Origin of the sequence: Phycicoccus elongatus Lp2 (assembly GCF_000367525.1) — a bacterium.
GTDB classification, from domain to species: Bacteria; Actinomycetota; Actinomycetes; order Actinomycetales; family Dermatophilaceae; genus Phycicoccus_A; species Phycicoccus_A elongatus.
Genome location: NZ_HF570956.1, coordinates 3,047,281 through 3,062,753, shown reverse-complemented (window position 1 = coordinate 3,062,753; position 15,473 = coordinate 3,047,281). Strand labels below are relative to the sequence as shown.

Below are 15,473 nucleotides of genomic sequence, written 5' to 3'. Positions count from 1 at the left end.
CGAGGCCGACCCCTGGGACGAGCCGGCAGCGACCCCTGCCGACGCGTCTGCAGTTGCGCCACAGAATGGCGCAAGTTACATGCCTCCCTCTGTGGCGCAACTGCAGACGTCCGAAGACCCCTCCGCCGGGGGCGAGCCCTCAGGAACGGCCGAGGCAGCTGGGGGTGCCACGGCAGGCGTCCTGGACAGCCGCGATCCTTGGGACGAGCCTGATACCACCGCGGTGAGCGCGAAGCCTTTCACCGAGGATGCGGTCACCACCGCGACGCCAGAGGACTTGGACGCCGGCGGTGCGGCTCAGGCCAACGCGATCGAGGAGGAGTCCGTCGCGTCGTCGCAGGCAACGGAAGCTCCGTCCGCTCCGCCGACGGACAGCGAGGACGTGACCAACGCCCCCGACCCCTGGGACGAGCCTGACACCACCGCGGCGAATGCAGAGTCTGTTGCCGTGGAGTCGGTCACCGAGGATGCGGTCACCACCGCGACGCCCGAGGACCTTGACGCCGAAGGCGCGGCTCAGGCGAATGCGATCGAGGAGGAGTCCGTCGAGAGGGAATCCGTCGAGGACAACGAGTCCGCCGACGCTGCCGAGGACCCGCAGACAGAGCAGAGCCGGCCGAGCTCACCACCCCCGGCCAACGCCGACGATCTGCTCAGCGCTCCTGACCCGTGGGACTGAGCTTGCGGCATACCGAAAGCCACGGCATACCGACAAAGGAGTCCGCATGAGCCTGGCCGACGAGCAGTTCATCGCCCTGACGACCTACCGCCGCACGGGCGCTCCCGTGCCCACGCCCGTCTGGGTGGTCCCCGTCATGCGGCACGGCACGAATGGTCCAGTCCGGTCCCGACTTCGAGGCGGTGCACGCGGCCGTCAAGGCGAAGTACGGGCTCGAGTATCAGCTCATGACCAAGCTCATCGGGCCGCTGGTGGCGCGTCGAAAGGGCCTGCACTACGGCGACACCGTCGTGCTGATCACGCCCGAGCAATGAGCCCGATCAGCCCAGCCCCTGCGCCTTGAGCCACTCAGCCGCCACGGCTTTCGGATCCTGCTTGTCGACGTCGGTGGCCTTGAGCAGGTTCGTCAGCTCCTGCGTCGTCAACTTGGCCGACACGGCATCGAGCGCCGCCGTGACCTCACCGGCCCGATCGGCAGCAACGAGAGGCACGACGTTCTGTGAGCCGAAGAGCTTCTTGTCGTCCTCGATCGTCACGAAGCCGTTCACCGCGATGGCGGGATCCGTCGAGAAGATGTTGGCCGCCTGGACCTGACCGTTCTTGAGCGCCTGCACGAGCGCCTGGCCCTTGAGCGGCACGTAGTCCTTGAAGACCACGCCATAGGCCTTCTCCAGCCCGGGGATGCCCTGCGGGCGGGTCTGGAACTCAGGCGGTGCCCCGAGAGTCAGCGTGCCCGCCTTGTCCTTGAGACCCGACAGCGTCGTGACTCCACCGAGCATGGCGGCGGTCTCCTTGGTCACCACGATCGAGTCGTTGTCCTCGGCGGCTGACTTCGCCAGGACGGTGAGGTTCTTGGGCAGGGCAGCCTTGAGTGCGTCATAGACCTCGTTGGGATCGGTCTTGTCGAAGCTCTTGTCGTAGAAGAGCGCGAGGGCGCCGGTGTACTCCGGCACGACCTGCACCGAGCCGTCCTCGAGCGCCTTGAGGTAGATCTCGCGCGAGCCGATGTTGGTCTTGGTCGACGCGTCGACACCCTTGGCCTTGAGCGCCCCGGCATAGATCTCGGCGAGCAGCACCGACTCCGAGAAGTCCGCCGAGCCGACAACGACCGCGCCGCCCCCAGCACTCGCCGAACCCCCGGACCCGGTGGACGCCGAGGACGAGGACAACGGATCTGAACCACCGCTGCCACAGGCGGAGGCGGTCAGCGCCAGGAGCGCCACCCCCGCGAGGGCGATGGCCGTGGTCGTGCGCTTCATGCTCGTACCTTTCGTTGACGCCACGCGAGGTCACGCGCGGGTGGTGTGGGCAACATTGCCGTGGCCCATATCCTTCCCCGGAGCGAGGATGATTCCTCGCCGACGGCGGCGCCGCCCGCTGACACCGGGCGACACGACGACTCGTTGGACCAGCGCCAGCACCCCGTCGGCGACGAGCGCGAGCAGGCACACGAGGATCGCTCCCCCCGCCGTCTGGGCGTAGTCCGCCTGCGCCAGGCCGTCGATGAGGAACCTCCCCAACCCGCCCAACCCGATGTATGCCGCGATGGTCGCCGTAGCGATCACCTGCAGCACAGCCGAGCGCAGACCGGACCACAGCAGCGGCAGGGCACAGGGCAATTCGACTCGCGCGAGCACCTGGCGCGGCGTCATCCCGAGCCCCTTCGCCGCGTCGCGGGCGGCGGGATCAACGGCTTCCACCCCGGCATACGTGCCCGCGAGGATCGGCGGGATCGCGAGCAGGACGAGGGCGATGACGGACGGTACGACGAAGGCCGCCCGTCCGGGGATGTGCGGCCCGACCCACAGGGCCAGCGCGAAGAGCAGACCCAGGGTCGGCACCGCGCGAGCCGCATTGGTGGCCGACACCACCCAGCGGCCGCGCCCCGTGTGCCCGACCCACAAGCCGAGGGGGATGGCGATCACTGCCGCGATGGCGACGACGAGCAGGCTGTAGCCGACGTGCTGGGCGAGTCGGTTGCCGATGCCAAAGCTCCCGACCCAGTTCTGCGCGGAGGTCAGCCAGGTCCAGATCGTGGGGATCATGCGCGCGTCCAAGGAGTCAGGGCGCGCCCGATGCCGCGAATGATCCAGTCGAACGCCAGGGCGAGGAGGAGGCAGGCGACGATGCCGGTGATGAGTTCGCCGTTGATGGCCCGGTTGTAGCCGTCCGTCAACAGGTTGCCCAGTTGGGCCACGCCGATGAGCGAGGCGACCGACACGATCGACACATTGGAGACCGCCGCGACGCGCAACCCGGCTGTCAGGACGGGTACGGCGAGCGGAAGGTCAACGGCCAGCAGGCGCCGAAAACCCCTGTAGCCCATGGCTGTTGCGGCCGCCCGCACGTCCTCGGGCACGGCGCCCAGACCGTCGGCCACCGACCGGACGAGAAGAGCGACGGTGTAGACGGTCATCGCCGCGACGACGTTGATCGGGTCGAGGATTCGGGTGCCGAGGATGAGGGGCATGAGGATGAAGAGGGCCAGGCTCGGCACGGTGTAGAGCAGGCCGGACGTCGTCACGAGGATGGGGTATGCCGCGCGCCACCGTCGCGCTGCCCACCCCAGGGGGAGCGCGACGAGGAGCCCGATGACGAGCGGGACCGCAGCGAGCCAGACATGCTGCAGCAGCAGAGTCCAGACATCGCCCCCATGGGTCGACAGCCAGCCCATCAGGCCTGCCCGGCCTCGAGGAGGGTGGCAAGTTCACTGGCCCGCACCGTGCCCACGAACTCGCCGGCGTCGTCGACCAGGACGCCTCGCCTGGCCGGCGAGGACAGTGCTGCGTCGAGCACCTCGCGGGGGGACGCCGTCAGCGAGGCGACCGTACCGCTTCGGTTCAGGTCGGACGTGTCCACTGCGCCCTGCACTCCTGCCGTGCGCACCCACCCGAGGGGATGTCCCCCCTCGACGACGAGCATCCAGTCGGGCGCGTCTGCCGGGGGCACTTCACCCAACGCCAGGGTGAGCTCGGGGTGGAGGGGAAGGCGCGGCATACCGACGAAGGAGAGGGCGCGGATGCCGCGGTCATGACCGAGGAAGTCGGCAACGAAGTCATCAGCCGGCGCCGCGAGCAGATCAGCCGGGCGCGCGACCTGCGCGAGGATGCCTCCGACCCGCAGGACAGCCACCTGATTGCCGAGCAGGAGGGCCTCGTCGATGTCGTGGGTGACGAAGACGATCGTCTTGTGGAGTTCGGCCTGCAACCGCAGCAACTCGGACTGAAGTTGCTGTCGCACCACCGGATCGACGGCGCTGAAGGGCTCGTCCATGAGCAGGATCGGTGGGTCCGCGGCGAGCGCCCGGGCGACGCCGACGCGTTGCTGCTGACCACCGGAGAGCTGGGACGGATACCGGTCGGCCAGGTCCGCGCTCAGACCCACTCGCTCCATCCAGTCCTGGGCTGCCGCGCGCGACTTCGCACGGTCCCAGCCGAGCAGCCGGGGCACGGTCGCGACGTTGTCGAGGACCGTGCGGTGAGGGAAGAGCCCGGCATGCTGGATGACATAGCCGATGCCGCGGCGCAGAGTCGCGGCATCCAGGTCCGCGACACCCTTGCCGTCGATGGAGATCAGGCCGCGTGTGGGCTCGATCATCCGATTGATCATCCGCAGCGAGGTCGTCTTGCCGCACCCGGACGGTCCGACGAGCGCGGTGATCTGACCGGTGGGGATGGTCAGGGACAGGCCGTTGACCGCGACCGTGCCCCCTGGGTACTCCTTGGTGACGTCGTCGAATCGGATCATCGCTCCCCTTGGGTCGATCGGGTACGGCCCAACCTACCCGTCAGCAGGGGCAGCGGTGTGGGCCTGACTCACTCGGCATACATCTGCAGTTCGCGGGCAAAACGGTCGCTGAGCCGCAGCGTCTCCCCGAGATCCATGTGCCGATAGATGATCATCCCGTCGGAGAGCAGGGTGGCCCGCCAGTCGCGGCGTTGCGCACCGACCGGCAGGAGGTCGACGACGCAGACGTGCTCGCCCTCCTCACGCAGGAGCCGCTCCAGACCCTCGACGTGCGTGATCCGGCCGCGACCTTCGGCCCGCTTGAACATGCTGGCGCAGTTGAACTTGTGTGTCACCGGGGGCGCCGTTCCGGCCGTCACTGCTTGCGCCCAGGTCGCGAAGAGATCGCCATCGGTGGCGTAGTTCATGATGTCGACGGTGCGCGCACCCGGCGGGCGGGCACCGATCTCACCGAAGACGACCTCGCCGTCGGACTTGCGATACCACTCCATGTGAGTGAAGCCGTGGGTGAAGTCCAGTGCCTCGATGACGGCTCGGCCCATCGCGATGCCGTCGGCCAGGCGTGGATCGGACAGGTCCGAGAGGACCAGTGTCACCGGGCTGATCCACTCGTGGCTGCGCTGTTGCAGCGGGCGCGGGATGTACCAACTCACGTTCTCGAAGAGGATGTCTCCGTTGCCGCACACCGTGTCGTAGGTGAACTCCTCACCGTCGATGAACTCCTCGACGCTCATCTGCCCGACGTGGCCGATCATCGTCTGGACGGTTGCGAGTTCCTCGGCGTTGTCGACGCGATAGGTGTCGGCGGAGCCGGCACCGGCGATCGGCTTGATGATGAGCGGATAGCCGATCTGCTCCGCCGCTTCCCAGATCTCGGCCGCGTTGCCCGCCGATGCGTGCCGTGGCGTCCGGATCCCGGCCCGGTCGAGCACGAGTTTCATCTGCTCCTTGTCGCGGAACCAATTCGCCTGCTCGACACTCATTCCGGCGATGCCCAGGTGCTCACGGATGCGCGCCGCGAGCACGACGTAGGGCTCCCACAGACACTCGACCTGGTCGATCCGGGCATGCTCGGCGACCCCGGACAGCGCCCGCAGGACGGTGCCCTCATCGGCGAGGGCGACATGCTCGTAGTGCGCCAGGTTCTCGCGGGCCTCGGGTGGCAAGGCCTCGAGGGGTTGGTCGCCGACGCCGATGACCTGGGCACCGGTCTGCGCCAGGGCGCGCGTGAAATAGGCCTGCTCGAGCGGGAAGCCGGGCGAGATCATGACGATGTTCACGGCATACCTCCAGGGGTCAGTCGGATTCGACGAACTCGACGCGGGCGAGGCTGACGATGCGCTCGAGCGCCACGCGGACGACATCGGTGTCCTCGTGGCGAACGGTCACGAACCCCTCACCCTCGTAGGAGGTCGCGGCGGGCTGCCCCGGCTGCGGGAGCTGCGCGCGAACGACGAGGTGACCCAGCTCGCGTTGGAGTTGGTCGATCCCGTGGACGGCGCGGACCCTTCCGCGCCCCATGCCACGCAGGTATGCCGTGCCGCAGGCGTAGACCCGGTCGGGGCGGTCGAACCGGTCCGTCACCACGAGCCGGGCCCACAGGTCGTAGAAGTCGATGTCGTGAGCGAAACCGATCATCGGGCTGATCTGGGCCCCGGGTGGGCGCGCGCCGATCTCCGAGATGGCGACCGTGCCGTCGGGCCGCGCGAACCACTCCATGTGGCTGAAGGCGTCCGTCACCCCGAGGGCGTCGATCGCCTGCGGGCCGACGCGGAGGATCTCGGCATATTCCGGACCACCGATGTCGGCGGGCAGGACGACCGTCCACTGCATCCACGGGTTGCGCACGACCTCGAGCGGCGGCGGCACGTAGTCGCTGATCGAGGACCACAGGGTGCGACCGTGCAGCGTCGCGGAGTCAAAGGAGTGCTCCCGACCGGTGAGGAACTCCTCGAGCAGCCACGCCTCCCCCGGGTCGGCGGTCGCCATGGCGAGCCAGCCGTCGAAGTCGGCCGGCGTGTCGAGACGGAAGGTGGCCTTGGCGCCGGCGCCGTCCGGAGGCTTGGCGACGATCGGAAAGCCGACGAGGTCCCGGAAGGCGGTCGCTTCCCCCACACGGTGCACGAGTTGGTGTCTGGCACAGGGCAATCCGGCCCGGCGTAGGACGTCCTTCATGCGCGCCTTGTCGCGGACGTTGAGCGCCACGGCTTCGCCCATCCCGGGGATGCCGAGGCCATCGCGGACCTGACCGAGGGGGACCTGCAACTGCTCCAGGATCGCCACCAGACGCTCGACCTCGCCGACCTGCCCGGCCAGGCCGCGCACGCCGTCGGCGATCTGCTGGGGGTCGAGCCCGTCCTGCACCTGGTAATGACCGGCGAGCGCGTGCCGGATCTCGGCGGGGACCTGGTCGAGGGAGGCCGTCGTGACCAACCCGAGGCGGACACCGGGCAGGCGCGCAGCGGCGAGCAGGAAACTGTTCGTCGTGTCCGCGAGGAACGGCGCGACAAAGGCGGCGCTGACCATGCCCGCACCCTAGCCCTGCGACCCGGCCCCGGTCGCCCCCACAATGGGAGCGTGAGTGAGCCCGCGGCATACCTCAGGCGCAGTGAGCGCTCGGGGCGCCTGACCCTCTTCGCCCTCACCCTCGGATCCGGCATCGCGATCCTCGACGGCTCGGTGGTCAACGTCGCGCTGCGCACGATCGGCGCGGACCTCGGGGCGTCCTTGGAGCAGTTGCAATGGGTCGTCAACGGCTACATGCTCGCGCTCGCCGGCCTCGTCCTGGTGGGTGGATCACTGTCAGATCGGTTGGGACGCAGGCGAATCTACGTCGTCGGGGTGGCCTGGTTCCTCATCGGATCGCTGCTCTGCGCCGTCGCACAGACGCCGGGTCAGCTCATCGGGACGCGGGTGCTCCAGGGCATCGGCGCCGCCCTGCTCACCCCCGGCGCGCTCGCGATCATCCAGGCGAGTTTCGCGCCCGGCGATCGCGCGCCCGCGATCGGGACGTGGGCCGGGATGTCCGGGATCGCTGCGGCTCTCGGTCCCTTCGTGGGTGGATGGCTGGTCGACCATGCCTCGTGGCGGTGGATCTTCGGGATCAACGTGCCGCTCTGCCTGGTCGTGCTCGCGCTCGTCGTCTGGGTGACGCCGGAGAGCCGCTCGCCGCGCACGGGGCGCTTCGACATCGTCGGCGCGTTCCTGACGGTGGTGGCCCTCGCGGGACTCACCTTCGCGCTCACCTCGCCGGCCGCCGGCCCGATCTCGTATGCCGCGGGGCTGGTCGCCGTCGTGGCCGCGGTCGCGTTCATGTGGGTCGAGCGCCGGGCGGTCGCGCCGCTGGTGCCGTTGTCGCTCTTCGGATCTCGCGTGTTCTCGGCCGCCAACGCGATGACCTTCGTGGTCTACGGCGCGCTCGGGGTGGTCTTCTTCGTGCTCGTGCTCCAGTTGCAGGTCAGTGCCGGATGGTCGGCGCTCGCGGCCGGCCTGAGCGGCCTGCCGGTGACGGTGGCCCTGATGCTGCTGTCGTCTCGGGCGGCGGCCCTGTCGGCGCGCATCGGGCCGCGTTTCCCGATGTCGCTGGGGCCCATCGTGTGCGCAGCCGGGTGCCTGCTGTTGGTGCCCGTGGGTGCCGGTGCGGGCTGGCTCACCGTGCTGCCGGGCATGGTGGTCTTCGCCCTCGGGCTCGCCCTGCTCGTCTCGCCCCTCACCGCGACCGTGCTGGCCGCCGCGCCCGACTCGCACTCCGGTGTCGCCAGCGGCATCAACAATGCGGTGGCACGGGCCGGCTCTCTGCTCGCCGTGGCAGCCCTGCCGGCGCTCGTCGGGCTGAGTGGGAGTGACTACGAGCAGGCCGGGCCGATGACCTCGGGATACCGCCTGGCGATGCTCATCTGCGCCGGCCTGCTGGCCCTCGGCGGGATCATCAGTTGGGTCGGTCTGCGGAGTTCGCGTCCCTGATCGCGGCCGCCGCGAATCGCGCGACGGCCCGGTGCCAGCGTCCCGGCCGCAGGAGCATGGCGTGCAGGTCGCGCACCAGCCGGAGGTCGACGTGGGCTCCGCGGGCGGTGAGCTCGGCGGCATACCGCTGGGTCTGACGGGGATCGGTGATCCGGTCCTTGCGACTGTGGACGAGCAGGAAGCGTTCGCCCGGGTGGCCGACCACGGGGTCGTCGGTCTCGATCCAGGGACCGAGCGCAGCGACGGCGACGACGTCGGGCTCGTCGGCGAGGTGGAGCAAGACCCGGCCGCCGAGGGAGTGCCCGACGAGGACGATCGGCACCCCGGGATGGGCATCGCGGATGACGTCGAGCGCCCAGCGCGCGTCGGCCAGGGGCGCCTGGCCGTCACCGTTCCAGCCAAGGAAGCGGTTCTTGAGTCGGACGACGGAGGCATCACCGCCGGTCGCGAGGATGAGATCGGGCGCGAAGAAGGCCATCCGCAGCACCGGACTCATCGTCCACCGCATTCGCAAGGATCCGCGCGCGGCGCCCCCGTGGACGATCAGGACGGCCCCGGTGGCGCGGTCGGCCTTGTGGCCCTTGAGTTCCGGCCTGGCGATCGGGACCACGCGCTCAGACGTCGCTACGGTGGAAGTTTTGGAAACTGCGACTCGCCGTCGGGCCGCGCTGGCCCTGATAGTGGGAGCCGTATGCCGCTGAGCCATAGGGGTTTTCGGCAGGGCTCGACAGGCGAATGAAGCAGAGCTGACCGATCTTCATGCCCGGCCACAGCATGATCGGGAGGGTCGCGACGTTCGAGAGCTCGAGCGTCACGTGGCCGCTGAAGCCCGGGTCGACGAAGCCGGCGGTCGCGTGGGTCAGCAGGCCGAGGCGACCGAGCGAGGACTTGCCCTCGACGCGGGCGGCAAGATCATCCGGGAGCGTGACCGTTTCGAGCGTGGAGCCCAAGACGAACTCACCGGGGTGCAGGACGAAGCCCTCGGCCGCATCCACCTCGACGAGCCGGGTCAGTTCGGGCTGGTCCTGCGCCGGGTCGATGACGGGGTACTTGTGGTTGTCGAAGAGCCGGAAGAACTTGTCGAGCCGCACGTCCACGCTGCTCGGCTGGACCATCGCCGGGTCCCAGGGGTCGAGGACGACGCGGTTTGCGGCGATTTCGGCGCGGATGTCACGGTCGGAGAGGAGCACGCCGTCAGGCTAGTCGGTGAGGCTGCGTTGCGGCCGAGACGCTGGGTTAGACTTCCGATCGCTGGCTTGCGGGCCAGCATGCCGGTGTAGCTCAATGGTAGAGCGCCAGCTTCCCAAGCTGGACACGCGGGTTCGATTCCCGTCACCGGCTCCACACCATTTGCGCAGGTCAGAGAACGTTTGGGCATCTCGACCACACACCTGAAATCGCCCGATCGTATGCCGCGAGCAACAACCGAGCAATAGGGGCGCCTCAGCACCGTGGTCATGACGTCCCCCGCTGCTCACGAATGAGGGCGTCCAGCCGGTCCGCGAGATGACGAGACCGAGCGTCGGTGGCGTGCTGATAGACCATCGCCGCGCGCACCGTCGAATGCCCCATCCGTTGCATCAACTCCCTCGTCGAGGCACCCGTCTGTGCGGCTAAGTGGTTCCCTGTATGCCGCAAGTCGTGGAAGTGGAGACCGACCGGCAGCCCAGCTTTGGCTACGGACTCTGGCCAGCGAGCGACGTTCCGCCAATTTCCCCGCCTGGGGGTGCCGCCCCCGTTCCCCCACGAAAACGTGACTCTCAGGTTCCGAAGCCACGCGGCCAGACAGGTGCTCGCGCAACTCGTCGACGAGGAGGCCTGGAAGACGACGATCCTCGTCTTGTCGTTCTTCGGAAGTGACAGTTCCAAGTTTCCACCTCGCTCGATGAGTGCCCGGCGAACATGGATCAGACCGGCATCGAGATCCACATCGCGCCGCTGGAGACCACACTACTCCCCCACCGGGGTGTGGCCAGATATCCTGTCCGACAGGCAGATTCAGTCCGCCAGCATGGCCAAGGTCGTCGAGGTCTACCCCAACCGCGGGGTCTTGCCGCCGAGTCTGTGGCTCTCACTCCTGGCCGAGTCAGTCGAGTCCGTCGACGTGCTTGCCTTCGCCGCCACGTTCATGCACGACACCCTCGCCGACTTCTCCGAGATCATCACGGATCGGGCAGCTCGAGGGGTGCGCGTGCGCTTCCTGCTCGGGGATCCGGCGTCCGAGGCCGTGAAACTGCGGGGCGCCGAGGAGGGCATCGGTGACCTGTTGGCGCAGCGGTGTCGGCTCACGTGGATCTACCTGCGCCCGCTGCTCGACCTACCCGGCGTCGAGGCTCGGCAGCACGGGTCAACTCTCTACGCCTCCCTCTTCCGCTTCGATCGAGAGGTCTTCGTCAACCACCATCTTTTTGGCTCGCCGGCGAACCACTCATCGGTGACCCGGATAGGACGCGTCGAGGGAGGCCGGCTCTTCGATCACGCGATGGCGTCCTACGAGCGGGTGTGGGGCCGGCGCGCGACCGGTGCAGGCGAGCGATCTTCCGTCGCCTTGGCCAATGGGACGGATCGACTATATCGACGACCCCAATGCACCGAGAGCGAATTCCGTGGCGCCATCGGTCGTCGCGATCGTGCAGGACGAGCACGGCCGAATCCTGTTGATCCACAGGACGGATAACAATCTCTGGGACCTCCCAGGGGGGGCCATGAGATCCGTGAGTCGATCGTGGACACGGTCGTGCGCGAGGTGAAGGAGGAGACGGGCTATGACGTTGAAGTCGAAGCACTAACCGGCACGTACACCAACCCGCGGCGCGTCATAGCCTATGACGACGGAGAGGTCCGGCAGCAGATTTCCCTGGCGTTCCGTGCGAAACTCGTCGGCGGGGAGGCGCGCTCAAGTTGAGAAAGTCGCGAGGTCGTCTGGTGGGAACCTGATCGACTGGACGAACTCGACATGCACCCCTCGATGAGGCAGCCAATCGATCAGGCTCTACAGGGCCGCCAGTCCCCAACCCTCGGATAGTCCAGGACGGGTGATCGCGCGCCGACAGGAGAGCACCAGTTCCCCCTGACACCGGGTGACTGCCCGATGCACGGGATGCTCAGCCGAGTACCGCCGAAGGATCTCCTCGATCCGTTCCGGCAAAGTGACCCCCTCACCCGTCGGCGACGTCGCGAGGTCACACAGATTAAGTGCGGCCAGACGCTCCTCCGAAGGAGGATCGAACTCCTCGAGTTCGGCAAGGAGACCCCGCTCGTCTGCCTCGAACCAGGCCCCGGTGTACCACGCGAACAAGCCGACGACCTCAGTGTCGAATCCACGCAGTTGGCACCACCGCGCTCCACTCGCCGCATGCATGTCCACGTCAGGAGCCTCCCCCTGGTAGCCGATGTCATGGAGCCAAGCGGCCTGCCTGAGAAGGACGTCTTTTGGGTACACCAAGGCCGCTTGGCCAGCCACACCCTCTGTGTGCGCCAAGCGGCCTCGTTGCTCGCGGAGAGCAACCCTCACGATCGACTCCGCCGAAAGCTCCACTCGCCTATTGAACTAGCAAGCGGTGCGCCGTTCGACTCCCGTCAAGCACGGGCAACACCCCAGCGCCTTCTGGATCTCCCGCCGCTTCAACTGTGCCGTGGTTCCACTCATCGTCAGACCAGATCTGATCAGGCAGCCACAGGGCATCCACCACCTGACGTGGTTGCTCCGGCTGATCTCGACGACGCCACCCGCCTTCCGGACCCGACGCGCCAACGGCTCTAAGTCTTTGTTAATCCCAAGGCTCATGACGCAAACTCCAGAACCATCGGCCAGCGGCAACTTGAACAGCGGTCCAGGCTGTCGCTCAAGTCGCCCTCGAGGTACTCAGCAAAACCTCGCCCTCGGGCGAACCCACAGGGCCTCTCTGCAAAGTGATACACGCGCCTGGGGGCGCCCACGGACTGCCTCATCAACACGAGCAGATCGGCTCTGCGCTCACGATCCAGCGTCTCCTCGCGATCCAAGATGGCAAGCCTCTTAGACAGCGATTCCTGGGCCGACCTTCCCCGGCGCAGGAATGCCTCCACAGCCGACTCCCGCCCCTCACGCCGGGCCTGAGCGCGCTGGTCGAGGAGGGCCTGCTTCCGGGATTCCACGTTCTTGTACATATCCGTTTCCATTTCAGTAGGAGCCAAGACTGACTGCCCTGACCGCCCCTCAAGGATGCACCCTCCACGACCACCACCGCAAGGCCCCAGGACGATGGGTCCTGTTGCGCTGCAATAGTTTTCGAGCGGCGGATAAGCTCCGAATCTAATGTCCAGATCTATTGCTCTACATGTTGTTGCCGCCCCAAGATAGTCTCGTGAGGCCAATAGATCTGGGCATTAGATTCGCGCTTCAGACGCGCCCAACTCCGATCAACTCGGTCATCCAGTAGCCGTCACGGACGCTTGGAACGATCTCAACGAAGGCGCCCGTTCTCGGGGCGTGGATCATGCCGCCTTGGCCGTCTGCGATGCCGACGTGGTGGTACACACCTGGCGGATCGGCGGAGTTGTGGAAGAAGAGCAGGTCTCCTGCTCGGATCTGGTCCAAGGGCACGGGCGTCAGAGCGGCCGCTTGGTCCGTCGCCACTCGGGGGATGACCCGGCCGGTGGCCTGGTGTATGGCATATCTGGCCAGCCCTGAGCAGTCGAAGCCAACCGTGTTGGCCCCGGACTCAATGCCCAAGGTCGGACCATCGAGGTCGCCGCCTCCCCACGAGTAGGGAGTGCCGATCCACTTCATCGCCGCGGCAACGATCGCCGAGCCCGCGGCGCTTGTCCCCGCGGCACACGTAGCCGCTTCCACCGCTGGAAGCCCAAGCAATCGCGTCGCAAGCCTCTCCCACTGAGCGTACGCATCAGGGAAGCCGCTGCGCTGCACGGCCTGAGCTGCTTGGGTCACGGACATCGTCATACACCCGGCGATCGACAACAGGCCCGGCTGACCGCCCCGACCACCGTTGAAGAACATCTCCGCGGCGGTCGCTGGTCCAGACGCTCAGCACGATTCCCCCATGGGTCGCGCTGCTGGAAGAGCCCCAACGAGTCTCGATCGCCGTAGGGAACTTTGTGCAGGCTGGATTCCTGCATCGCAGTCGCCACTGCAATCACTAGAGCCTTCGGCGGCGCGCCCAGCCGCCGCCTGACCGCCGCGATAGTCTGGACGTTGGCGAGCTGCTCGGCATCCATGGATGCGTCAGCCACGACCGCAGGGTTCGCGAGGCCCGCGCAGGAACCGCCAACCGAGCCGGACTGAATAGTCGAGGCCAACCACGAGCACGGCGGCGTACACGACGGCAGTGAGCGCGGCTCCGAGGATCAGCGGCATCGACCAGGCAAGCAACTTCACGAGACGCCTGAGGAGAAGTCTCCGCGTTGCCTGCAACGCTGCGAGAGAGATCGGATCGGCCATGGCAGCTACTCGGCAGGAGCAATCGCGTCGACGAGCCAAGCCCCTTCGACCCGCTTCAACTGGACCAGCACTGGCCCGTTGTCCGTCGCGACCCGGACCTTGGCCTCAGCCGCCTGAGCGGATACCACTCGCCCCTCGTCCATGACCGAGGTCGCCGGGACTCGTGCGGGGTCAGTCAGTCCGAGTTGCTGCCCGAAGGGCTCGGTGGCCATCGACCGCACTCGAGACAGCCAGTTCTCTGGCCTGTCGTAAGGGCGGGCCCACGCCGCGACGAATGCGCGGGCCACGGACCGAGCGTCACCGGGTGCAACAGACGGCTCAGCGCTTGCCGGCGGAGACTGCGCCGGCGTCAGCGTCGCCGGAGTCGAGATCTTCGGCAGGCTCGAGTGCGCCGAAGGACTCGGCGACGAAGCTGGCGCCGTGGACGTCGGCTCGGCATTGCTCCAGGCTTCGACCTGGCCGACGACGAACAGCAGCACGGCCAAGGCCATCGCTGTCGCACCCAATCGCGGCCACGACCACAGCGGCCAGCGCCACCACACTTCGCGAGCCGGCGTCATGACGCTGCCCTGTCCGTGAGGTCGCCCGGGTCGAAGATGTCGTGTCCGACGCCGCCGTCATCGCGGACCTCGAGGTTGCCGTCATGCGGACGCACCAGTCGTAGATGGGACTCCTCAGATGACGAGCTCGAGACCACTTGGCCGACGAGGACCTCCCCAGCACCCCGCCGCGGTACTCGCGCCTCGGGATCCCAGACGAAAGCCGGTGCAGGTGGCCACCCACCCTCCCTCTTCGCAGCCCTAGATGTACCCGGCCAGGAGGTTGGTAGCAGTGTGGGTGCTTGAACGCGGGAGAACCTCCGGGTGGGATGTGGCTTGTCTAAGGCCCACTCCAACCCGGAGGTTCTCGTGTCCCACGCTAATGCCCGTTTAACTGTTCATGGCCGCCGCTTGATCGTCCAGCGTCATCAGCAGGGATGGAAACAGGCGCACATCGCGGCGGCGATGGGGGTCTCGCGCAAGTGCGTCGCGACGTGGATCAGTCGTCACGCCGCTGAAGGGGAAGGCGGGTTGGCGAACCGATCCTCACGCCCACGCACCAGCCCCCGCAGGACGGCTCCCGAGGTCGAGGAAGCCGTCCTGAGAGCGCGGGTCACGGACCGTGAAGGCCCTGACGTCCTGGGACCGAAGGTGGGCGTGCCGGCGCGGACGGTCTCACGGATCCTGCGCCGTCACCAGATGCCGTACCTGCGCGAGTTGGACCCGATGACCGGGGAGGTGATCAGGTCCTCGAAACAGAGCGCGGAACGCTACGAACGCGACTATCCGGGCGAACTGGTGCACATGGACGTCAAGAAGCTCGGCAAGATCCCTGACGGGGGCGGGTGGCGCGCTCACGGGTTGGCTGCCACCCAGGCCGCCAAGGGCAAGCGGGACAAGATCGGGTACGACTACGTCCACTCGCTGATCGATGACTACTCCCGGCTGGGCTACTCCGAAGTCCTGCCCGACGAGAAAGGACCCACCTGCGCGGACTTCCTGGAGCGGGCTGCGGCGTACTTCGCCGCCCAAGGCATCACCGTCATCGAACGCGTCATGACCGACAACGCCTTCGCCTACCGCCACAGCGCCGACATGAAGCGAG

The 15,473-nt window shown here is 67.6% G+C and carries 17 protein-coding genes and 1 tRNA gene; 7 read left to right on the top strand and 11 right to left on the bottom strand.

All coding sequences use genetic code 11. From position 1 onward, the window contains the following. Window positions 1-223 precede the first annotated feature (223 nt). Window positions 224-679, top strand: a complete 456-nt coding sequence (locus tag BN10_RS14845; protein WP_040752024.1) for a hypothetical protein — start codon at window positions 224-226, stop codon at window positions 677-679. A 152-nt stretch (window positions 680-831) separates the two neighbouring features. Next, complete coding sequence (locus BN10_RS17900) at window positions 832-993, top strand: hypothetical protein (protein WP_010852065.1); 162 nt, start codon at window positions 832-834, stop codon at window positions 991-993. A gap of 6 nt (window positions 994-999) precedes the next feature. Here the strand turns inward: BN10_RS17900 and BN10_RS14840 are convergent, their stop codons facing one another. The 6 genes from BN10_RS14840 to BN10_RS14815 form a co-directional block, all read right to left on the bottom strand. Next, a complete protein-coding gene (locus tag BN10_RS14840; RefSeq protein ID WP_010852063.1) occupies window positions 1,000-1,938 on the bottom strand; it encodes an ABC transporter substrate-binding protein in 939 nt (312 codons plus the stop codon). Window positions 1,939-1,968: 30 nt separating this feature from the next. Continuing rightward, window positions 1,969-2,724 (bottom strand): ABC transporter permease, encoded by a 756-nt coding sequence (locus BN10_RS14835; protein ID WP_010852062.1) that lies wholly within the window; start codon window positions 2,722-2,724, stop codon window positions 1,969-1,971. Further along, window positions 2,721-3,353, bottom strand: a complete 633-nt coding sequence (locus BN10_RS14830; protein WP_010852061.1) for an ABC transporter permease — start codon at window positions 3,351-3,353, stop codon at window positions 2,721-2,723. Before BN10_RS14830 ends, BN10_RS14835 begins: the two co-directional genes overlap by 4 nt. After that, a complete protein-coding gene (locus BN10_RS14825) occupies window positions 3,353-4,426 on the bottom strand; it encodes an ABC transporter ATP-binding protein (RefSeq protein WP_010852060.1) in 1,074 nt (357 codons plus the stop codon). The genes BN10_RS14830 and BN10_RS14825 overlap by 1 nt, the downstream gene beginning before the upstream one ends. A gap of 68 nt (window positions 4,427-4,494) precedes the next feature. After that, window positions 4,495-5,706: an ATP-grasp domain-containing protein gene (locus tag BN10_RS14820; protein ID WP_010852059.1), complete on the bottom strand. Its 1,212-nt coding sequence runs from the start codon at window positions 5,704-5,706 to the stop codon at window positions 4,495-4,497. A gap of 16 nt (window positions 5,707-5,722) precedes the next feature. Next, complete coding sequence (locus tag BN10_RS14815; protein ID WP_010852058.1) at window positions 5,723-6,952, bottom strand: ATP-grasp domain-containing protein; 1,230 nt, start codon at window positions 6,950-6,952, stop codon at window positions 5,723-5,725. A 51-nt stretch (window positions 6,953-7,003) separates the two neighbouring features. On the opposite strand from BN10_RS14815, the gene BN10_RS14810 reads away from it, so the two are divergent. Further along, entirely contained in the window at window positions 7,004-8,389 is a 1,386-nt protein-coding gene (locus tag BN10_RS14810) for an MFS transporter (protein ID WP_010852057.1), read from the top strand. Here BN10_RS14810 and BN10_RS14805 read toward each other — a convergent pair. Together BN10_RS14805 and dcd are read right to left on the bottom strand one after the other, a co-directional pair. Continuing rightward, complete coding sequence (locus BN10_RS14805; protein WP_010852056.1) at window positions 8,355-8,999, bottom strand: alpha/beta hydrolase; 645 nt, start codon at window positions 8,997-8,999, stop codon at window positions 8,355-8,357. The two genes, BN10_RS14810 and BN10_RS14805, sit on opposite strands and share 35 nt — an antisense overlap. A gap of 4 nt (window positions 9,000-9,003) precedes the next feature. Continuing rightward, entirely contained in the window at window positions 9,004-9,579 is a 576-nt protein-coding gene (gene dcd / locus BN10_RS14800; protein WP_010852055.1) for a dCTP deaminase, read from the bottom strand. 80 nt (window positions 9,580-9,659) lie between these two features. Between dcd and BN10_RS14795 the strand changes: the two genes are divergently transcribed. Then, window positions 9,660-9,733, top strand: a tRNA-Gly gene (locus BN10_RS14795). 111 nt (window positions 9,734-9,844) lie between these two features. Here BN10_RS14795 and BN10_RS18315 read toward each other — a convergent pair. Next, window positions 9,845-10,318, bottom strand: a complete 474-nt coding sequence (locus tag BN10_RS18315; protein WP_084311118.1) for a tyrosine-type recombinase/integrase — start codon at window positions 10,316-10,318, stop codon at window positions 9,845-9,847. 82 nt (window positions 10,319-10,400) lie between these two features. Here BN10_RS18315 and BN10_RS17895 point away from each other — a divergent pair, with 82 nt between their 5' ends. Both BN10_RS17895 and BN10_RS17890 read left to right on the top strand, forming a co-directional pair. After that, window positions 10,401-11,066, top strand: a complete 666-nt coding sequence (locus tag BN10_RS17895; protein WP_010852054.1) for a hypothetical protein — start codon at window positions 10,401-10,403, stop codon at window positions 11,064-11,066. 48 nt (window positions 11,067-11,114) lie between these two features. Further along, a complete protein-coding gene (locus tag BN10_RS17890; protein WP_010852053.1) occupies window positions 11,115-11,294 on the top strand; it encodes an NUDIX domain-containing protein in 180 nt (59 codons plus the stop codon). 1,476 nt (window positions 11,295-12,770) lie between these two features. Here BN10_RS17890 and BN10_RS14765 read toward each other — a convergent pair. After that, entirely contained in the window at window positions 12,771-13,298 is a 528-nt protein-coding gene (locus tag BN10_RS14765; protein WP_198014069.1) for a C40 family peptidase, read from the bottom strand. 536 nt (window positions 13,299-13,834) lie between these two features. After that, window positions 13,835-14,041: a hypothetical protein gene (locus BN10_RS14760; RefSeq protein WP_040752020.1), complete on the bottom strand. Its 207-nt coding sequence runs from the start codon at window positions 14,039-14,041 to the stop codon at window positions 13,835-13,837. Window positions 14,042-14,737: 696 nt separating this feature from the next. On the opposite strand from BN10_RS14760, the gene BN10_RS16510 reads away from it, so the two are divergent. Further along, window positions 14,738-15,473: leucine zipper domain-containing protein (locus BN10_RS16510; protein WP_233354284.1), on the top strand; the 736-nt coding region annotated here is incomplete at its 3' end.